This window comes from Hoeflea sp., from assembly GCF_039975035.1.
In the GTDB taxonomy this organism is placed as follows: domain Bacteria; phylum Pseudomonadota; class Alphaproteobacteria; order Rhizobiales; family Rhizobiaceae; genus Hoeflea.
Window position 1 is genome coordinate 1 of record NZ_JBDWHW010000259.1, and the last position, 19,943, is coordinate 19,943.

Consider the following 19,943-nt stretch of genomic DNA (forward strand, 5'->3'; position numbering starts at 1 on the left):
AGAAGGACGGCGCAGAGCGATGCGGGTCCATCTCTCAAGCCGCCCGACGCAGTGGGTAGCAGGTTTCAGCCAACCCGAAGGGCCGCATGCCTTCAAGTCCTGAGAAGGATTTTCGTCTTGAACGTACCCGCCAGGTATGCCGTTCGATGAAAATCCTTCTCAGCCCATAAAATCATTGCGGCAGAATGCGTCATATTAGTTGTACGGCGCAAAGCGCGGAGCCGGCTATCGCGCGCAGCGCGACCGGTCAGTCCTTGGTGCCGAACAGCTTCTTCAGCATGTCGGCCATCGGGCCGGAGGTGGGCAGTTGCTTGGGCTGTGCGCTGTTGCGGGCCTGATGGATATGGGATTTCGCCGGTGGTTTGGATTTTCCATCAGCGGGCGCGCCAGGCTTGGCGGGTTTGGCGGGCTTTGCCTCTGCGGCGCCGGTGGCGAGCGCGATCTTGTTGAGAAAGCCTGCGTCGTTGCCCTGCGCCATCAGGTCGGCATTGTCGGCGATGGCATCGAGCAGCGGCTGCAACCAGTCCTGATCCGATTTGGCGAAATCACCCAGCACATGCGGGTTGACGCGGTCCTTGTGCCCGGGATGGCCGATGCCTATCCTGAGCCGCTTGTAGTCCTTGCCGCAATGGGCGTCGATGGATTTCAGCCCGTTGTGACCGCCATTGCCGCCACCGGTCTTGAGCTTGAGCTTGCCCGGCGCCAGATCGAGTTCGTCGTGAACAACGATGATGTCAGCAGGGCCGAGCTTGTAGAACCGCATGGCTTCGCCAACGCTGTCGCCTGACAGGTTCATGAAGGTCATGGGTTTGAGCAAAAGCACCTTTTCGCCGGCGAGCGTGCCTTCGGCGATCTCACCCCGGAATTTTTTCGAAAACCCCGAAAACGAATGGCGGCGGGCGATTGCGTCCGCCGCCATGAAGCCGACATTGTGCCGGTTTCTGGCGTATTGAGGGCCGGGATTTCCAAGTCCTGCGATGAGCAACATGGGACCTGATCCTCATTAACGTACCAGGACAGCTTATTCTTCGCTGTCGCCTTCGGCTGCTTCTTCTGCAGCGTCTTCGTCGCCAGCGGCGTTGTCGTCGCTCTTGAGGCCGGCAGGCGATGCGATCGTTGCGATGGTGAAATCGCGATCGGTAATCGTCGGCTCGACGCCTTCAGGCAGCGTGACATGCGAGATGTGAATGCCGGCACCAAGTTCGAGACCGGTGAGGTCGACGGTGATCGAATCCGGGATCGCGTTGGCCGGGCAGTGGAACTCGACGGTATGGCGCACAACGTTGAGAACGCCGCCGCGCTTGAGACCGGGGGACTTCTCTTCGTTTTCGAAGTGAACCGGAACGTCCACAGTCACCTGGGTGTTTTTCGACACGCGCAGGAAATCGACATGCATCAGGAAGTCGCGCACAGGATCAAGCTGGTAATCCTTCGGCAGCACGGAGTGCTTCTTGCCGTCAACTTCGATGGTCACGAGAGTGGTCAGGAAACCGCCATCGTGGATCTTCTTGGTGACATCCTTGCGCGACAGCGCGATGGAAACAGGGTCTTTGTTGTCACCATAGATGACAGCGGGAATCAAACCGTTGCGGCGAAGTTCACGGGCGGACCCCTTACCAACCTGTGCGCGCGCCTCGGCCTTCAGCTCATATGCAGCATTGCTCATGGCATAACCTTTCGAGGTTCTAACTGGGGCTGTCTTTTGATCAGCGGCTTGCGCCGGTCCCAAAAAACATCAAGCGCCGTTGCCGGCGCCTCATCCGCGTTGCCTCCAAGGGTGTCTGCACGGACGTGGCCGCTATAGCGGAGCAACGGCCTGATTGCAAGAGATTGGCCGATTTGGCCCGGCGCGGGCTTGCTGGGCACCGCGAGCCGATGGCGGTGATTGGGAGCCACGGGGGCCCCGTTGAACGCTGCGGTTCCAGGCTGCGTCAACCGCGCAGGAATGAGAGGAGCGTTTCACTGTCATTTTTCGACAATCAAGTCACTGTAGCCTGCCGGGCTTGCAGCCGACTTGACTGTCTGGCTCATCTGAAAAGTTGGCAAAGCCGGCAGTCGGGCAGTTTTTTGGGTGCGGCAAACCGGGCCGGTGAATTCGGGCGCGCACGTGTTGATGTGTAGTGTGTATACGAGCATGAGGCCGGTCAGGCGCTGTCCTGTTTTGTGCGGGATCAGGGGAGGTGACACAGTATGGGTCGAGGATTGAATTGAAGCCAGGAAAGCAGTCGGTCTGACAGTGGACCATATGGGGTTGAGGAATGTCTGACCGCACGATTTTGCCGCCGTCATTTGGCGAGTTGTTCCGGGTCTTCGGACGCATCGGTCTGCTGTCTTTCGGCGGTCCGGCCGGGCAGATCGCATTGATGCATCGCGAACTGGTCGAAGAGCGGCACTGGCTCGATGAGCCGCGGTTTTTGCATGCGCTGAATTTTTGCATGCTGTTGCCGGGGCCCGAAGCCATGCAACTGGCCTCCTATTCGGGCTGGCTGTTGCGCGGTGTCAGCGGCGGGCTGCTCGCCGGCCTGCTGTTCATCCTGCCCGGTTTTGTGGTGATCATGGCGTTGTCGGCGGTCTATTTTCACTATGGCGACCTGCCACTGGTGGCGGGCGTCCTGTTCGGGTTGAAGGCAGCGGTGCTGGCGATCGTGGTGGAAGCGCTGCTCAAGGTTTCCGGGCGGGCGCTCAAGTCGCCGCTCGCCTGGGCGCTGGCCTTTCTGGCATTTGTGGCCATTGCCCTGTTGAAGCTGCCGTTTCCGCTGATTGTTCTGGGGGCCGGCGCAATCGGGGTGCTTGCATCGCTTATCGCGCCGGTCAAACCAGTTCCTGCCGATCATCCAGTTGGCGAACCAATGCCAGGCAGCTTGCTGAAACTGGCTGGGGCAACCTTGCGGACGGTGTTGATCTGGGGCGGGATCTGGCTGGCGCCGCTGGCTGTTCTGCTGTGGCTGCCGGGCGTCCCGGAGGCACTCGCCGCAATGGCGCTGTTTTTCTCCAAGGCAGCGATTTTGACCTTTGGCGGCGCCTATGCGGTTCTCGCCTATGTCGGCCAGCAGGCTGTCGAAGTGCATGGCTGGCTGATGCCGGGCGACATGCTGGCAGGCCTGGGATTGGCTGAATCCACACCCGGGCCGCTGATTCTGGTGCTGGTGTTTGTCGGCTTTCTCGGCGGGGCGCGCGAGGCCGGGCTCGATCCACTTGGCGGCGGACTGCTGGGCGGGCTGGTGGCGTTGTTTTTCACCTTCGCCCCATGCTTCCTCTGGATTTTTGCCGGCGCCCCGCACATCGAGCGTCTGCGTTCCGTCAAATGGTTGTCGGCGGGGCTGACCGCGATCACTGCCGCCGTGGTCGGGGTGATTGCCAATCTCGCAGTCTGGTTCGCGCTCCATGTGCTGTTTAAAACTGTCGGGGAAACGGTGGCGGGGCCTCTTGTGCTGCCCATGCCCGACATCGCCACGCTGAATGTCGCAGCGCTGGTCATCGCGCTTGGCGCAGGAGTGGCGCTGCTGCGTTTTCAGCTCAATCTGTTTGCGGTTTTAGGGGCCGCGACATTGACCGGTATCGCGGTCACCCTGCCGCTTTGAGCCAGGCTCAGTCGAACAGGCTTGAGACCGACTGTTCGGCGGCCGTCCGGTTGATCGCTTCACCGATCAGTCCATCGGTCGAAATCACGCGGATATTGGGCGCCGACTGGATTTCCTGGGTGGGCTGGATCGAGTCGGTGATCACAAGCTCTTTCAGCTTGGACGAGGAAACCCGCGCCACCGCGCCGCCGGACAACACGCCGTGGGTAATGTAGGCGGTCACCGATTTGGCGCCATTGGCCAGCAGTGCCTCGGCGGCGTTGCACAGGGTGCCGCCCGAATCGACGATATCGTCGATCAGGATGCAGTCCTTGTCCTCAACATCGCCGATGATGTTCATGACTTCGGATTCGCCGGGTCGGTCGCGGCGCTTGTCGACGATGGCCAGCAGCGAACCCAGCCGTTTGCCAAGCGCGCGTGCACGGACCACGCCGCCGACATCCGGCGATACCACCATCAGGTTCGACAGGTCGTAGTTGGCCTTGATGTCGCGGGCGATCACCGGAATGGCGAACAGGTTGTCCGTCGGAATATCAAAGAAACCCTGGATCTGGCCGGCATGCAGGTCAAGCGTGAGAACCCTGTCGGCACCGGCCTCGGTAATCAGGTTGGCAACAAGCTTGGCCGAAATCGGCGTGCGGCCCGAGGCGCGGCGATCCTGGCGGGCGTAGCCGAAATAGGGCAGAACGGCCGTGATCCGCCGGGCCGACGACCGCCGGAAGGCATCGATCATGATCAGCAGTTCCATCAGGTGATCATTCGTCGGATAGGATGTGGACTGAAGGATGAAGACATCCTCACCGCGCACATTCTCCTGAATTTCGACGAAGATCTCCTGGTCAGCGAAGCGACGTACGCTTGCCTTGCCCAGCGGCACATTGAGATAATTGCAAATGGACTCCGCCAAACGCCGGTTCGAGTTTCCTGCGAAAACCTTCATTTGGGACCGCCTGTTTGTTCCCGCTGCGTCTCATCATGCGCAGGGATACGCATGAGGACGGAGCGTCAATCCGTTCGTCCCGGGTTTTAGCGGCGGTTTTGATGATTGCAAGTACGCATGCGCCAAGCGGACGATTTTTTTGTTGAACGTGGCGAAAAACCTGTGCCGGCGAAGTTCGCAACTGGTTGCGAATTTCGACCATCGTGGTGACGTTGGGGGACTCGATCGGGGTCAGAAGCCGCGCCAGGCAGCGTATTCGGCGATTGAACGAGTGGCGATTCGCTCCATTGCGCCCGCGGGAACGGAGGCCCATGGATCGCCCGCTCCGCCCGATCCGTCCGGCACGACTTCCTGGCCCTGAATCCGGTGCAGCCGGTTGCCCGCCGTATCCAGCACGTCCCAAACGTAGAACACGGTGGTCTTGCCATCGAAATTGTCAGCGGTGAAATAGCCCTTGAGCACATGTTCGCCACCGGAATCAGATGAACTCAGGATAGCCAGTCCGCGATTGCGCGCCTCGGCGGCGAGTTGGCGCGAAAGTGGGGTGACGGCGTTCACCGGTGCGCCGATAACCGGCATGAAGCGGATTTGTCCGCGTACCTGACCGGCGGACAGGGAGGCTTGCATCTGAGCCGGTGCAGCCGGTGTGCCCGTTGCAGGGAAAGATCCGGGCAACTGGGTCGCGGCTGCCGGAGTGCCGGCGCCGGGAAACGCATTGACCGGTGCGATGACGTCACTGTTCTGACCGGATGCGGATTGATCTCCGGGAATCGGTTGGAGCGTCTGTTCCGTGCTGTTGCAACCGGCAATCAACACGGTCAGTGCGCCTATTACGCCGATGATTTTGATGCCTTGCATCATGGTGCCGCCCTTTTCCCGCATTTTGTTATGAAATCCCGGAGGCAGGCCTGTCAATCGCTGTTGGTTCTTTACCGATCCAGGTTGCGATGATGGCGGTTCCGCAGCCGGGATCCGTGCTGTCAGGACGCGATGATCAGATCAAGAGATTTGGCCGAGAGCGATTCGGGAGCGTCCGAAGTGGTCAGATAGGTTTGTCCCAGCGTCATTGCGGCGCCAGCTTCGGAATCCATGATGATCATGTGCACGAAGAGCGTCATGTCGGGTTCGATCACAATCGGACTTCCGGCAAGAAACATCTGGTGTTCCATCCAGCTCGGGGTAAAACGCGCGCCCAGCGAATAGCCGCAGGCATTGAGCCGGTGGCGGGTCAGTCCGCGCGCATCCATCACGTCGGCGTGGGCGTCAAACACCTCGCCAAAGGTCGTGCCCGGTTTCAGGATGGCGGTGATCGCATCCAGCGCTTCCCTGCAGGCTTCGTAAAGTTCGACATGGCGCGGTTTCGGTTCGCCGATGATGACCGTGCGCATCATGGCGGCGTGGTAATGGGCGAATGCGCCGGCCCATTCCAGCGTCAACTGATCATTTTCAGCCAATTTCCTGCGCCCGGACTTGTAACGGCACAGCAGCGCATCCTGGTCGGATCCGATGATGAATTCGTTGGCCGGGTAATCGCCGCCGCCGGAAAATACCGCGCCCTGCATGGCGGCCAGGATGTCGGCCTCGTCAGCCCCCGCCTTGATCAAAGGCAAGGCGGCATCAAGCGCCTCGTCGGCCAGTTCCGCCGCGCGTCTCGCATAGGCGACCTCCGCAGGGCTCTTGATCAGCCGCAAATGGCTGACCAGATAGGACGCATCCACCAGTTCGGCGAAGCTGTGCAACTGATTGTCGAGCTTGCGGCAATTTGCGCCGGTCAGTCCATGGGTATCGTATTCGACACCGATCCGCTCGCCCAGAAGGTCGAGATCGGACAGCAGGTTTTTCAGATCCAGGGCAGGATCGGCGTTGGTCCGGTCGGTCCAGACGACGATTCGCTCGATGTTCGAGGTCTGTCGAGCCTGACGCAGATCGGCGGACCGTGTCAGCAAGGTCATCGAGCCATCGGCCTTGACCACCAGACACTGGAAAAAGCAGAAACCGAAGGTGTCGTAGCCGGTGAGCCAGTACATGCTCTCCTGGGCAAACAGCAGCATGGCGTCGAGTTGCTCGGCCCGCATGCTGGCAGTAAGCCTGTTCAGACGGGCCGCGTATTCCTCGCGTTCAAAATGCAGGGCCATGGGAGTCCTCCTTGATGGCGATGGCGGAAATCTGTCGTCCGTAATCAGGTTCATTGCGATGGGTGGAGCGCCGATAGGAGAACCAGGCCTCCTCGTCGGCATAGGTGCAGTCGGCAAGCATATCAGCTTTCAATCCAGCCGCACGCAGCCGGTCGAGTGTAAATTGCCGCAGGTCAAACATAGCATGGCCGGGCTTGGGCGATGCAAGGAAATAGCTCGCGTGAGCTGGATCATTGCGGATGAAACGATCCATGAATTCAGGGCCGACCTCGTAATTGGCCTGGCTGATCGAGGGGCCCAGCACGGCGGCGATGCGGTCTGGCCTGGCGCCCAGACCCTGCATTGCGGCGACCGTGCTTTCCAGCACGCCGTCAAACGCCCCGCGCCAGCCTGCATGGGCAGCACCGATGACGCCGGCCTCGGGATCGGCGAACAGCACCGGGCCGCAATCGGCGGTCAGTACGCCGATAGCAAGCCCGTGTGTGCGGGTGACAAGTGCGTCGGCCTCCGGGCGTTGTTCGCGGTTATCCGTTGTGGCGATGTGCACCCGCGGCGAATGGACCTGGTGCACGGTGACCAGCCGGTCGGCCTGAAGATCGAACCAGCGGCTCACCCTTGCCCGGTTTTCCAGGACATGGCCGCGGTTGTCGTTTGAGCCGAGGCCGACATTGAGGCCACGGTAAAGCCCCTCGGACACTCCCCCGGAACGGCTGAAAAAGCCGTGGGAAATTCCACTGCCTGCTGAAACCTCATCCAGAAGCGTGCTTCGCACCGGGTTTGGCGTGTGGCGCTCAACCGTCATTGTTGCTCCTCCCACAGGGCCTTATGCCGGGCCGACTCTGCGGCTCTGGTCCAACAGCGTGCGAATGGTGGACATCAAGATGGCGTCTGTCAATTCGTTCGCTCAAGCGGTCTGGGGATGGAAAGGCGCGATACTGGCCGCGTCGCCGGAGATGGCAAGCACCTTGAACAGCGCACCCATGCGGCCTTCGCCTTCGCCCGCCAGCCGGTTGACCGCATCGCGGATGGCGGCCTGGGTCAGTGCGTCACGGCCGGATCCGAGCGCGCCGGCGCGCTCCACAATTCCCAGTCCCGCCAGAAAATCTCCCTGGGTCAACGGCCGGTGAACATGGGCGCCCGCGGCCTGCGCCGCCTCTGCGAGCGCCTCGAAATCCACATGGCTGGTCAGGTCAGCCTCGCCGGGATGGGCCAGCGGCGGGTCGTATTCATGCCGGTAAACGGCCTGCAACGTATCGCCGAATCCGGTGATCAGATGACCGTAATCGATGGTCAGGGCCGTACCGCCGTCACGCACGAGCTTTTCGGCAACGGCCTGCATCACAGCTGTTCTGGCCGGCGAGAGCTCAAAGATCTCGCCCTCGGGCACGCGCCCCTCTTCGACCGGCAGCAGGGACGGATCAAAGTCGCCCGGGCCGAGACCGAAGCTGAGTGATCCGGCGCTGTCCAGGCCAACCACGCGTTCGCGAAACCCATCGCGTGTTTTGACGAACTGGTGGATCGGAATCGCGTCGAACAATTCATTGGCGACCATCAGGGTGAAGCCCTCGGGGATCTCCTCGAACGCCGAGTGCCAGGACAGGCGCTCCTTGATGCGCACCAGGGTCTGCCGTTGCACATTGCGCAGGCGCTCACTGGTTTCCACCATGTGGAAGGTGGCGTCGGAATACAGTTCGGGCGCGAGGCGGGCAATCACCCGCAGGGCGTCGGACATCAAGGTGCCGCGGCCCGGACCGATTTCGACGATCCTCACTTTCGAGGGCGTGCCTTGCGCCTGCCAGGCGTGGATCAGGAAAATCCCGATCATCTCGCCAAAAAGTTGCGAGACTTCCGGCGCGGTGATGAAATCGCCCGACCGGCCAAAAGGTTCCCGGTTGTGGTAGTAGCCATGCTCAGGGTCGGCGAGGCAAAGCGCGAAATAGTCCGAAATTCGCAATGGGCCGGTCTGTTCGATCAACCGGACAATCTTGTGTGCAAGAGGGGTCATGGTGTTGATTTTCCAGAACTTGTTCATGTGCGCGACCTCGCGGTGGCGATAACCCAGATCCCGACCGCCAGCATCGGTAGCGAAAGCACCATGCCCATGGTCAACCAGCCGCCGGCGAGATAGCCGATCTGCACGTCCGGTTCCCGGTAGAATTCGACAAGAATACGCGCCAGCGCATAGCCGCTGACAAAACAGCCCGCCACCAGTCCCGGCAGTTTGAGCGCGTGGTGGCGGTAGATCAGCCAGGCCAGCACTGTGAGCAAGAGCAGCCCCTCCAGTCCGGCCTCATAGAGCTGCGTCGGATGTCGCGGGAAGGGGCCGCCGGTGGGAAACACAACCGCCCACGGTGCGTCGCTCAGCTTGCCCCAGAGCTCGGAGTTGATGAAATTGGCCAGCCGGCCGAAAAACAGGCCCACCGGCACCACAGCGCAGACGACGTCGAACAGGCGGAACAGCGGGATCTTGCGGCTACGGGCGAACACGATCATGGCGACGAGCGTTCCCAGCAATCCGCCATGAAAGGACATGCCGCCATTCCAGATCTCCAGCGCCCGGACCGGGTTGGCAGCCACCGCGGACAGGTCATAAAACAGGATATAGCCGATCCTGCCGCCTGCAACGATGCCGATGGTTGCCCACATCAAAAAGTCATCGATGTCGAGCGCCGAGATACGCGAGTTGCCCTGCGGCCAGAGCCTGCCTGTTTCAACCAGCCGCCGGGCATAACGCCAGCCCAGCAATATGCCCGTCACATAAGCCAGACCATACCAGCGAATATGCAGCGGACCGATTGAAAAAATCACCGGATCAATGTCCGGGAAGGCCATGAGCGACAACAGCGTTGCGGTCTGTTCCAATAGGGCTTCCTTCCTGCATGGCCTGCGCCCATGGAAGCGCTCGCCGGTATTGCGTCACAACTTCAAGGCGATTTTTCGGCAGATATGCCGCGTGATTTTCTCCCCTGACATGCCATGCGGGCTTTGCGCAAGGCTTACGGACCGTGCATTGGCTTGCAACTTATCGCCTGAATGCTTAACTCTGGGGACCGAAGGCCACTCGCAATAGCGCCGGAACGATGCCGGCGCAGGGATGAAGACCATGAACAGCGGATCGAACCGACTTCTCGATGAACTTGCCAAGCTGATGACCGATGCGGCGGGCGCCGCGCAGGGCGTGCAGCGCGAAATGGAAACTGCCATGCGCAGTCAGTTCGAGCGGCTTCTCAATTCGATGGATCTGGTCAAACGCGAGGAATTCGAAGCGGTTCGCGAGATGGCAATCAAGGCGCGCGACGAGAATGACGCCTTGTCGGCCCGGCTGGAAAAGCTCGAGCAATCGCTGTCGAAAACGCCTGCCAAGGCCGATGCAGCGGCGGCAAAACCGGCCGCAGCCAAGCGCGCGCCGCGCAATAAGTCCTGACGGGCTGATTTACCCAGTTTTTTTTGCACAGGTTGTCCACCGCTGCCCGAGGCTCAAAAAGCCTTTTGCGTGAGTCAGTTATGAGTCGCGGCGGAATCAGTTTGGCAGCTTGGTCCACAGGCTCACCCTGACAAAATGCGACCGGGGGACTGGCGCTCGGACTCTGCATTTATACACTGATTCTAAATGATGATTCGGAACGGATGGCAAACAGCCCCGGCGGGAGTCGCAAAGTGCGGATGTCCTGGGGCGCAGGTGAATCGTGCGTGGATGATGTATTCGCCGGGGTTCCGTTCGGAGCGGTTCGCAGGGCGCTGGAAATGAACAAGGTGGGGCATGAATCTCAGTAATTTCGAAATCGAACGGCATTCCAATCCGGTGGACATGATTGAATTCGTGGCGGCGGCGAACGACTGGACGTTTGAACGCTCCGGCGAGCACGAAATCGCGATGACAGTGGAGGGGCACTGGACCGATTATCATGTCTCGTTCTCGTGGATGGAGGATTGCGAGGCGCTGCATATCGCCAGCGCTTTCGACATCAAGGTTCCTGAAACCCGCGTCACCGAGGTGATGAAGCTTCTGTCGCATGTCAACGGCCAGGTGTTGATGGGGCATTTCGACCTGTGGCAGCAGGAGCATGTCATCATTTTCCGCCAGTCGCTGCTTCTGGCCGGCGGCGCGGAGCCGACCAACCGGCAGGTCGAGGTGCTGTTGTCCAACGCGCTTGATTCCTGCGAAGCCTATTTCCAGGCATTTCAGTTTGTCGTCTGGTCCGGCATGGACGCCAAATCGGCGATCACCGCGGTGATGTTCGAAACCCGCGGCGAGGCGTGAGATGATTTCGGCCACCACCCCTCTCGTTCTGGTCGGCGCAGGCAATATGGGTGGCGCCATGCTCAATGGCTGGCTTGACGCCGGTGTTGATCCGGGCTCGATCGTGGTGATTGATCCCAAACCTTCCGAGGCAATGACGGCGCGGCTGAAGACGGCCGGCGTGCGCTGCGTGGGCACCCCGCCCGAGGGGCTGACGGCGGGCATCCTGATGCTGGCGGTCAAGCCGCAGATCATGGATCAGGTGCTGCCAGGCCTGGCCGGACTGGTCGGGCCGGAGACTGTCAGCCTGTCGGTTGCGGCTGGCAAGACCCTGTCCTATTTCGAAGAGCGTCTGGGCGGCGCGATCGTCCGGACAATCCCCAACACGCCCGCGATGATCGGCCGGGGGATTACCGGGGCGGTGGCCAATGCCGCTGTCAGTGATGCGGCGAAAGCCGAGATTGACCGGTTGCTCTCGGTCTGCGGCCCTGTCGAATGGGTCGAGGACGAGGCGCTGATCGACGCCATCACGGCGGTCTCGGGCAGTGGCCCGGCCTATGTGTTTTATCTTGCCGAGTGCATGGCGGAGGCGGGACGCAAATGCGGCCTGCCGGCGGACCTCGCCATGCGCCTGGCACGCGCGACCGTCACGGGGGCCGGTGAATTGATGCACCAGTCCCCGGACGGCGCTGCAACGCTGAGACAAAATGTCACCTCTCCCAACGGCACCACGGCGGCGGCACTTGCGGTGTTGATGGACCGGGATGGCATCCAGCCGCTGTTCGACAAGGCGTTGAAAGCCGCGGCGGACCGTTCCCGCGAACTGGCCGGTTAGCACACGGCGCTCTAAAGAAAGCATGAAACGGATTAAGCCATGACCGAGACCATCGCCTGGGACGATTTTGAAAAAGTCGATATCAGAAGCGGCACCGTGATCGCGGCGGAACCGTTTCCGCAAGCGCGCAAGCCGGCCTACAAATTGCGGATCGATTTCGGCCCGGAGATTGGCGAGAAGAAATCCTCGGCACAGATCACCGTGCATTATTCGGCTGATGAGCTTGTCGGCCGGCGGGTGATGGCGGTGGTCAATTTTCCGCCGCGCCAGATCGGCCCGTTCATGTCGGAGGTGCTGACACTCGGGTTTGCGGATGAGGACGGCGCGGTGGTGCTGGCGGGTATCGACAAGACGGTGCCGAATGGCTCGCGACTGATGTGAGCTGTGTGCACGCCCGGCCTGCACGCATGCTGTGACCGGACCATGATCAGGCCGGCAAACGCACCGTGGCGCGCAGGCCGCCCATGGCGCTGTCGGACAGGGTGACATCGCCACCATGACTGCGGGCGATGTCGCGCACGATTGCCAGGCCCAGCCCGGTTCCCGATTCGTCCTGATTGCGCGCCTCATCAAGCCGGTAGAACGGACGGAACACGTCCTCGCGCGCATCTTCGGGAATGCCGGGCCCGTCATCATCGATGGCGATGGTCAGCCATTTTCCGCGGTTCTGGGCATCGATCGACACTTCATCGGCATGGCGTGAGGCGTTGGAGACAAGGTTGGTCAGCAGCCGGGCGAATGCATTGGGCCGCACATTGATTTCGTCCTCGCCCTGCACCGTCACCGTGACCGTGGCGCCGCGCAGGCGTCCGTCGGCGGCGACCTTTTCAACCACGTTGCTCAGGCTCACCGTGCCCACGTCCTCCTCGGCTTCGCCGCGGGCGAAAGACAGGTAGCTGTCAAGCATCGACTGCATGTCGTCGATGTCCTTGTTGAGATCGCCCATTTCCGGGCCATCGCCGACCAGCGCCAGTTGCAGGCGGAAGCGGGTGAGGATGGTGCGCAGATCGTGGCTGACGCCCGAGAGCATGGCGGTGCGCTGCTCGAGCTGGCGTTCGATGCGCTCGCGCATCTTGATGAAGGCGAGGCCGGCACGGCGGACTTCGTCGGCGCCGCGGGGACGGAAGTCGTCGGGCATGCGCTGACCCTTGCCGAAGCTTTCCGCAGCCTGGGTCAGTTGCAGGATAGGCCTGACCAGACCGCGCAGGAACAGGATCGCGATGGCCAGCAGCACCAGCGATGTGCCGACCATCCAGAGCAGGAAAATATGGGTATTGGAGGCATAGGCCTGGCTTCGCTTGGCGAACACCCTGAGGATCTTGTCCTCGAGCTTGATGCGGACCTCGACGATATTGGAGTTGCCCACGGTGTCGATCCAGAACGGCAACCGGATCTGGCGGGTGATTTCCTCGGAGAGGATCTGGTCGAGGATCGAGAAAAACGGCTTGGGCCTCGGCGCGGGCAGGTCGCCGGGCGGTTCTATGGCGATGTTGAGCTCCAGCCGTTCGCGGGCGATGCGGATGATGTCGTCATAGGCGGCGTCCTGCGGATAGGTGGCGAGCACATCGATGATCGCCGCAATATCGCGGGTCACGGCCATGGAGAGCCGCTGGGTCACGGTCTGCCAGTGCCGCTCCATGAACACGAAGGCGATGACAGACTGCAACAGAACCATTGGAATGATGATGATCAGCAGCGCACGGGCATAGAGCCGAGTCGGAATGCGCTTGGTGAACCAGCGTGTGAAGCGGCGCAAACCGCTTGGCGGATACCGTTCATACTCCCGGCGAATGGAATCCATGCTGGCCATGCTCTGGCGCCTCACCCTCGGCTTGTCTGTGCTGCGGCGAGACCGCCCGCCTTTCTGCTTATAACGTCAGCAGGGGGCGAAGTGCTAGGGTTTGTGGAAAAGCAGTAGTATAAATGCGGCGGCACAGATCCGCTGCCGACCTTATAGGTCTTTAGTCGTGCAAGGCGGTGGGTTGTCTTCTCGGCAATGTTGCTGAATATTCACTACGTCGAAAGTTGAATGCCAACCAATTGGGAGGATTGGATATGCATAATCAGAACGAAAAGTCCGTTTCACGACGGTCCTTCTTGAAGAAGGGATCGATGTTGGGCGGCGTGGCCGCGGCAGGCGCCCTGTCCGCGCCGGCAGTGCTGGCGCAGGCGCCGTTGGTGGTGAAGATGCAGACTTCGTGGCCTGCCTCCGACATCTGGATGGACTTCGCGCGCGAATATACCGCCCGCGTGGAGGAAATGTCCGGCGGACGCCTCCAGATGGACCTTTTGCCGGCGGGTGCGATCGTCGGCGCCTTCCAGGTCATGGATGCCTGCAACGATGGCGTTATTGATGCGGCTCACACGGTGCCGGTCTACTGGTACGGCAAATCCAAGGCAGCATCGTTCTTCGGCACCGGCCCGGTCTTCGGCGGCTCGGCCACCACAATGCTCGGCTGGTTCTATCAGGGCGGCGGCGCAGAGCTGTACCGCGAACTGACGCAGGATGTGCTTGGCCTCAATGTCTATGGCTATATGGGCATGCCGATGCCGGCGCAGCCGTTCGGCTGGTTCAAGGGCGAAGTGAATTCGGTCGCCGATATCCAGGGCTTCAAGTATCGCACCGTCGGCCTGGCAGCCGATCTGCTGCAGTCGATGGGCATGTCCGTCGCCCAGCTTCCGGGCGGCGAAATCGTTCCGTCCATGGAACGCGGCGTGATCGACGCCTTCGAGTTCAACAACCCCTCGTCCGACCGCCGGTTCGGCGCTCAGGACGTGGCCAAGAACTACTATCTTTCGTCCTACCACCAGGCGTCCGAAGCCTTCGAGTTCATCTTCAACAAGGACTTCATGGATGATCTCGAGCCCGATCTTCAGGCAATCCTGAAATATGGTGTCGAAGCCTCGGCCACGTCGAATCTGGCGCTTGCGATGCGGGAATATTCGAAGGATCTGGCCGAACTGCAGAGCGATGACGGCGTTACGGTGCATCGCACGTCGAAGGAAATCCTCGCAGCGCAGCTGGAGGCCTGGGACACGCTCATTACCGATCTGGAAGGCGATGCCTTCAACAAGAAGGTCATGGACAGTCAGCGTGCATGGGTCGAGCAGGTCGCCTATTACGAGCTGATGAACGCGCCGGACCTGGGCCTGGCCTATGAGCACTACTTCCCGGGCAAGCTGAAGATGTAAACCTGACCGGTTAATTGCTGCAATGATCCGGCGGACAATGTTCCGCCGGGTCTCTCTGGCTCGGAAAAGTGGTTGGACATGATTCAATATATCCGTTTTGCCGACACCTTGTCGGCGGTCTTCGGCAAGGCTTTCGCTTGGCTGATCATAATGATGGCCTTCGGCACGGGATATGAAGTGGTCTCACGTTACCTCTTCAACGCTCCGACGCCCTGGGCGCTCGACATCTCTTTTATCATGTACGGCTCGCTGTTCATGATGGGGGGTGCCTACACGCTGTCGCGCGGTGGTCATGTGCGGGGTGACTTTGTCTACCGTCTCTGGCGTCCGCAGACTCAGGCGAGAGTGGATCTGGTGCTTTACCTGCTGTTCTTCTTTCCCGGTGTCACGGCGCTGATCGTGACCGGCTGGAAATATGCCTCGCGTTCCTGGAGTTACGGCGAGGTCAGCGTCAACAGCCCGGCGGGGATCCCGATCTACCAGTTCAAGACCGTGATCATGGCCGCGGGCATTCTTCTGTTCATCCAGGGGATTGCCCAGGTTTTTCGCTGCATTGTCTGCATGCGCACCGGCCAGTGGATAGAGGCCGATGAAGATGTGCGCGAGACTGAAGACCTGATGATGAAAAGGGCCGACGAGGCCGAAACTGGCGGACACATATGACCGACCCTCAAATTGCTTTGATGATGCTGGGCCTGTTCATCTTCATGGTGTTCCTGGGCTTTCCGATTGCATTTACACTGATGGCCATGGGCATCGGCTTTGGCTACTACGCCTATTTCGATCCCTCGCGGATGTGGCGCTCCTATTTTCGCCTCGATGAGATGGCGAGCACGTGGGACAGCATATCCCTCTGGATAGATGGGCTGTTTAACAACCGCATCTTCGACCTGTTCATCAATCAAACCTATACGGTGATGTCCAACGAAGTGCTGACGGCTGTGCCGTTGTTCCTGTTCATGGGCTACATCGTCGAGCGCGCCAACATCGTCGACCGGCTGTTTTCGACCCTCAATCTTGCCTCCAAGCGGATTCCGGGATCGATGGGCGTTGCCGCGCTGATCACGTGCGCGCTGTTTGCGACCGCCACCGGCATTGTCGGCGCCGTGGTCACCCTGATGGGTCTGCTGGCGCTGCCTGCGATGCTGAAAGCGCGCTACGATCCGTCTTTCGCCTCCGGCATCATCTGCGCCGGCGGTACGCTCGGCATCCTGATACCTCCCTCGATCATGCTGATCGTCTATGCCGCGGCGTCGGGTGTTTCCATCGTCAAGCTCTATGCCGGCGCGCTGCTGCCCGGCTTTACCCTGGTAGGTCTTTATCTGATTTACATTGTCGGCCGTTCGCTTCTGCAGCCGAGCGTTGCGCCGCGCCCGACCGACGAGGAAGTGCCGGATGTGCCGATGGGCCGGTTGCTGTTCCTGATCGCCACTTCGTTTTTTCCGCTGGCGTTCCTGATCATATCGGTGCTGGGCTCGATCCTGTTCGGATTGGCGACACCAACGGAGGCCGCCTCGATCGGTGCGCTGGGCGGAATGGGTCTGGCTATCGCCTATGGCGCCATGACTTGGCAACGGCTACGCGAAAGCGTTTATCTGACGGTGCGGACCACGGCGATGGTGTGTTGGCTGTTTGTCGGCTCCTACGTCTTCTCCTCGGTGTTTTCGTATCTGGGCGGCGAGCAGATTATTTCGGAATTCGTCACGGGTCTGGACCTGACGCCGTTCCAGTTCCTGCTTCTGGCCCAGTTGATCATCTTCCTTCTGGGGTGGCCGCTGGAATGGTCCGAGATCATCATCATCTTCGTGCCGATCTTCCTGCCGCTGCTGGCGATCTTCGACATTGATCCGCTGTTCTTCGGCATTCTGGTCGCGCTCAATCTGCAGACGTCGTTTCTGACGCCGCCGATGGCCATGTCAGCCTATTATCTCAAGGGGATAGCGCCACCGGAGGTGAAGTTGACGCAGATCTTCACCGGGGTCATGCCGTTCTTGTTGATGGTCTTCATCTGCATGGCGCTGTTGTATACCTTCCCGCAGATCGTCTATTACCTGCCGGAACGCTTTTATGGCAATTGATCCCATGGCTACAATTGGGCTGAGTGCTTTGGAGGCGCGGGAAAGGATGGCCAGCGGTGCGCTGCGTGCCGCCGACTATATGCGCGGCTGTCTTGACCGGATTGCAGCCGTGGAGGGGGAAATTCAGGCCTTCGAGTGGTTCGATCCGGAATTCGCCATGCGCCAGGCCGAGGGCGCGGACGCGCACCGCAAATCGGGCCGGCCGATCGGGCCGTTGCACGGTCTTCCGGTGGCGTTGAAGGACGTCATCGACACCCGCGGCATTCCGACGGCCAATGGCACAGTGCTCGATGCCGGTCGGGTTCCCGAACGTGACGCGGTCATCGTCGAGAAGCTGCGGGCAGCCGGCGCCATCATCATTGGCAAGACGGTCACCGCTGAACTTGCGTTCATGCATCCGGGCAAGACACGCAATCCGGTCAATCCGGCGCATACGCCGGGCGGGTCGTCATCCGGCTCCGCAGCTGCTGTTGCTGCAGGCATGGTGCCGCTGGCTGTCGGCACCCAGACAGGCGGGTCCGTTATCCGGCCGGCTGCGTTTTGCGGCATCACCGGCTTCCTGCCCTCATCGGGCAGCATCCCACGCACCGGTGTACTGGCGCAGTCGCCAACCCTTGACCGGATCGGGGTCTTCGCGCGGTCGGTCGAAGACGCGGCGTTGCTGGCCGAGGTGCTGTTCGGACACGATGACCTCGACAAGGCGACGACGCCGGCGCCCCATCCGCAACTGTTGTCTGTTGCCAGCGCTGAGGCGCCGGTGACACCGCAATTTGCCTTTGTCCGCACGCCTTACTGGCACAAGGCCACCGAGGCGTGCCAGCAGGCATTGCAGGAATTGGTCGAACATCTGGGCGAGGGCTGTTTCGAGGCCGGTCTCCCTGATGCTTTCGGCGAAGCGGCGAGCGTGCGCGAGCGGATCAATCGGGCGGAAATGTCCAAGTGCTATCATCGCTACAGCCGCGACGGTGGCGACCACCTGTCACCGCGTCTTTCCGAAGCCCTCGAGAAGGGGGGCAAGGTTACCGCGCACGACTACATCGCCGCGCTGGACTGGCCTGATTATCTCTATTCCGGACTCGGTGCTGTTTTCCAGCGTTGTGACGCGATCCTGACGCCGGCCGCCCCGGGACCGGCACCAAAGGGGCTGGAGAGTACCGGAGATTCGGTGTTCAATGGGATCTGGACGCTGTGCGGCACGCCGGCGATCACGCTGCCGCTGTTTGCGGACGAGGACGGGATGCCGATGGGGGTGCAACTTGTCGGACCGCGCGGTGGCGACGCTCGCCTGCTCAGAACAGCCCGGTGGCTGGTGAAGCATCTCGAAACCGACGGCCAGGGAGACTGACGACCATGGAACGGATTCTCACGATTTTCGCCTTTATCATCCTATGCGGCTTTCTGGGTGTGCTGGTCTACAAGCTGCCCAGACTGGATCTCGGTATCATCGTCGCGCTGACCGTGGCGATGGCGTTCTACGACCTGTTCATCCACAAGCGGCCATCCCGCTAAATCTGCCGGCGGAACGCCTGCGGCGCAGTATAGTGCATCGACTAAAGCTGCCGTGATGGTGTTGCTACACCGAGGTCTCCACGCTCAGCCGGTATCCGATGCCGCGCACGGTTTGCAGCCAGACCGGGTTGGCGGGGTCGTCCTCGATCTTGCGGCGCAGACGATTGATCTGCACATCTATGGTGCGCTCGCCGACTTCGATGTCGGCGCCGACGAGTTCATGGCGCGGCACGGTATCGCCGGCGTTCTCGGCGAAGGTGACCATGATCTCGCGCTCGCGGTCGGTCAGGCGCACCGGTTCCCCGGATTTCTTCAGCTCGCGCCGGGCGATGACAAAAGTGTAGGGACCGAACACCACCTGCTCGACCTTGGGGGGGGCCGGCTGGCCGCCGCGCTTGAGGATGTTGTTGATCCTGAGCACCAGCTCGCGCGGATTGAATGGTTTGGGGAGATAATCGTCGGCGCCAGCCTCAAGCCCATCGATCCGGGCATCACCTTCGGCCAGCGCGGTCAGCATGAGGATTGGCACGGTCTTGATTTCACGCAGGGACCGGGTCAGCGACAATCCGCTTTCGCCCGGCATCATCACGTCGACGATGAGCAGATCGAAATCGATTCCGTCGAGCTTGCGACGCGCCTCGGCAGCGTCGGCGGCGGTGGTGACGCGAAATCCCTGTTCAGTGAGATACCGCGAGAGCAGGTCGCGAATTCTGGTATCGTCGTCAACAACGAGTAGATGGGCGGCGTCATCGCCGGGCAAAGGGGCTGTCATCTGTTCTATCCCTCATTCAAATCGTCACCGCCCGGTATGGCGGTCGGAGAGTTGATCATTCCTGACAGGAATGTCTTGACGGCAGTGCGTCCGCTTTCATCCAGCGATTGAAGTGCATGGGCGATGCGGCGAGACTGTGGCCTTGCCAATGCCAATGCAAGGTCGCGACCGCGCTCTGTGGGGAAAAGCCGACGTTGCCGGCGGTCCTCGGGACCCGCGATTTGATCTATATAGCCCGAATCGACGAGTTGCTTGAGCACGCGGGCGAGCGATTGCTTGGTGATCTTCAGGGTCTCCAGCAGGGCCGCAACAGTCAGGCCCGGTTCGCGGTTGACGAAGTGGACAACCCGGTGATGCGCCCGGCCAAACCCGAACGTGCCGAGAATGGCGTCGGGGTCGGAGGTGAAATCACGGTAGGCGAAAAACACCAGCTCGATGATTTCGAAATCGATGTCTTCTTCATCGCCTGTCTGATGGTCGCATGTTTCCTCGGATACGGGTTTGATTGCGCCGGGGCAGCTCATGACGACTTTTCCTTTCGAATATGTCAGTTATGTTGACATAAATTGGCGCAATTGCTAGCGTTGAATTGCGCGCGAGGCAAACTGGCCTTGCCCGCCGGTTTGCCATTGCCCGTTTCCGGCGCCTGTTTGCGGCGCAT

General features: G+C 60.9%; 20 protein-coding genes and 1 pseudogene. 10 read left to right on the forward strand and 11 right to left on the reverse strand.

The genetic code is table 11. The features are described 5' to 3' along the window. Positions 1–247: 247 nt before the first annotated feature. Both pth and ABJN75_RS23075 read right to left on the reverse strand, forming a co-directional pair. Positions 248–988, reverse strand: coding sequence for an aminoacyl-tRNA hydrolase (pth, locus tag ABJN75_RS23070; RefSeq protein WP_348442026.1), 741 nt, complete (start codon positions 986–988; stop codon positions 248–250). Positions 989–1,021: 33 nt separating this feature from the next. After that, entirely contained in the window at positions 1,022–1,666 is a 645-nt protein-coding gene (locus tag ABJN75_RS23075; protein WP_348442027.1) for a 50S ribosomal protein L25/general stress protein Ctc, read from the reverse strand. A gap of 592 nt (positions 1,667–2,258) precedes the next feature. On the opposite strand from ABJN75_RS23075, the gene chrA reads away from it, so the two are divergent. Then, complete coding sequence (chrA, locus tag ABJN75_RS23080; RefSeq protein ID WP_348442028.1) at positions 2,259–3,581, forward strand: chromate efflux transporter; 1,323 nt, start codon at positions 2,259–2,261, stop codon at positions 3,579–3,581. Between the two features lie 7 nt (positions 3,582–3,588). Here chrA and ABJN75_RS23085 read toward each other — a convergent pair whose 3' ends face one another. From ABJN75_RS23085 to lgt, 6 genes and pseudogenes are all read right to left on the reverse strand, one after another. Continuing rightward, positions 3,589–4,521 carry a ribose-phosphate pyrophosphokinase gene (locus tag ABJN75_RS23085; RefSeq protein WP_348442029.1) on the reverse strand — a complete coding sequence of 311 codons (933 nt, stop codon included), beginning with the start codon at positions 4,519–4,521 and terminating at the stop codon, positions 3,589–3,591. 231 nt (positions 4,522–4,752) lie between these two features. Further along, positions 4,753–5,115: pseudogene (locus ABJN75_RS23090) on the reverse strand (hypothetical protein); the annotation flags it as partial. Positions 5,116–5,501: 386 nt separating this feature from the next. Further along, entirely contained in the window at positions 5,502–6,656 is a 1,155-nt protein-coding gene (locus ABJN75_RS23095; protein ID WP_348442030.1) for a Xaa-Pro peptidase family protein, read from the reverse strand. After that, entirely contained in the window at positions 6,640–7,458 is an 819-nt protein-coding gene (gene pgeF, locus ABJN75_RS23100; protein ID WP_348442031.1) for a peptidoglycan editing factor PgeF, read from the reverse strand. Before pgeF ends, ABJN75_RS23095 begins: the two co-directional genes overlap by 17 nt. Before the next feature lie 102 nt (positions 7,459–7,560). Next, on the reverse strand, positions 7,561–8,661 hold the full coding sequence (locus tag ABJN75_RS23105) for a class I SAM-dependent methyltransferase (protein ID WP_348442032.1): 1,101 nt from the start codon (positions 8,659–8,661) through the stop codon (positions 7,561–7,563). 23 nt (positions 8,662–8,684) lie between these two features. Then, a complete protein-coding gene (gene lgt, locus ABJN75_RS23110; protein WP_348442033.1) occupies positions 8,685–9,518 on the reverse strand; it encodes a prolipoprotein diacylglyceryl transferase in 834 nt (277 codons plus the stop codon). Between the two features lie 241 nt (positions 9,519–9,759). On the opposite strand from lgt, the gene ABJN75_RS23115 reads away from it, so the two are divergent. From ABJN75_RS23115 to ABJN75_RS23130, 4 genes are all read left to right on the forward strand, one after another. After that, a complete protein-coding gene (locus ABJN75_RS23115; protein ID WP_348442034.1) occupies positions 9,760–10,080 on the forward strand; it encodes an accessory factor UbiK family protein in 321 nt (106 codons plus the stop codon). Positions 10,081–10,416: 336 nt separating this feature from the next. Beyond that, complete coding sequence (locus ABJN75_RS23120; RefSeq protein WP_348442035.1) at positions 10,417–10,917, forward strand: YbjN domain-containing protein; 501 nt, start codon at positions 10,417–10,419, stop codon at positions 10,915–10,917. A 1-nt stretch (position 10,918) separates the two neighbouring features. Continuing rightward, entirely contained in the window at positions 10,919–11,731 is an 813-nt protein-coding gene (proC, locus tag ABJN75_RS23125; RefSeq protein ID WP_348442036.1) for a pyrroline-5-carboxylate reductase, read from the forward strand. 39 nt (positions 11,732–11,770) lie between these two features. Further along, positions 11,771–12,112 (forward strand): tRNA-binding protein, encoded by a 342-nt coding sequence (locus ABJN75_RS23130; protein WP_348442037.1) that lies wholly within the window; start codon positions 11,771–11,773, stop codon positions 12,110–12,112. A 46-nt stretch (positions 12,113–12,158) separates the two neighbouring features. Here the strand turns inward: ABJN75_RS23130 and ABJN75_RS23135 are convergent, their stop codons facing one another. Continuing rightward, entirely contained in the window at positions 12,159–13,541 is a 1,383-nt protein-coding gene (locus tag ABJN75_RS23135) for an ATP-binding protein (RefSeq protein ID WP_348442038.1), read from the reverse strand. A 245-nt stretch (positions 13,542–13,786) separates the two neighbouring features. Here ABJN75_RS23135 and ABJN75_RS23140 point away from each other — a divergent pair, with 245 nt between their 5' ends. The 5 genes from ABJN75_RS23140 (at position 13,787) to ABJN75_RS23160 (ending at position 18,510) form a co-directional block, all read left to right on the forward strand. Continuing rightward, positions 13,787–14,923: a TRAP transporter substrate-binding protein gene (locus ABJN75_RS23140; protein ID WP_348442039.1), complete on the forward strand. Its 1,137-nt coding sequence runs from the start codon at positions 13,787–13,789 to the stop codon at positions 14,921–14,923. Positions 14,924–15,001: 78 nt separating this feature from the next. Continuing rightward, complete coding sequence (locus ABJN75_RS23145; RefSeq protein ID WP_348442040.1) at positions 15,002–15,586, forward strand: TRAP transporter small permease subunit; 585 nt, start codon at positions 15,002–15,004, stop codon at positions 15,584–15,586. After that, positions 15,583–17,001: a TRAP transporter large permease subunit gene (locus tag ABJN75_RS23150; protein ID WP_348442041.1), complete on the forward strand. Its 1,419-nt coding sequence runs from the start codon at positions 15,583–15,585 to the stop codon at positions 16,999–17,001. The genes ABJN75_RS23145 and ABJN75_RS23150 overlap by 4 nt, the downstream gene beginning before the upstream one ends. Continuing rightward, complete coding sequence (locus ABJN75_RS23155; RefSeq protein WP_348442042.1) at positions 16,991–18,346, forward strand: amidase; 1,356 nt, start codon at positions 16,991–16,993, stop codon at positions 18,344–18,346. Before ABJN75_RS23150 ends, ABJN75_RS23155 begins: the two co-directional genes overlap by 11 nt. 5 nt (positions 18,347–18,351) lie before the next feature. Then, complete coding sequence (locus ABJN75_RS23160) at positions 18,352–18,510, forward strand: hypothetical protein (RefSeq protein ID WP_348442043.1); 159 nt, start codon at positions 18,352–18,354, stop codon at positions 18,508–18,510. Between the two features lie 64 nt (positions 18,511–18,574). On the opposite strand, the gene ABJN75_RS23165 is transcribed toward ABJN75_RS23160, so the two are convergent. Beyond that, the gene (locus tag ABJN75_RS23165) at positions 18,575–19,282 is read right to left on the reverse strand and encodes a response regulator (protein WP_348442044.1); all 708 of its coding nucleotides are present in this window, start codon (positions 19,280–19,282) and stop codon (positions 18,575–18,577) included. Between the two features lie 5 nt (positions 19,283–19,287). Continuing rightward, entirely contained in the window at positions 19,288–19,806 is a 519-nt protein-coding gene (locus ABJN75_RS23170) for a MarR family transcriptional regulator (protein ID WP_348442045.1), read from the reverse strand. Between the last annotated feature and the right edge of the window lie 137 nt (positions 19,807–19,943).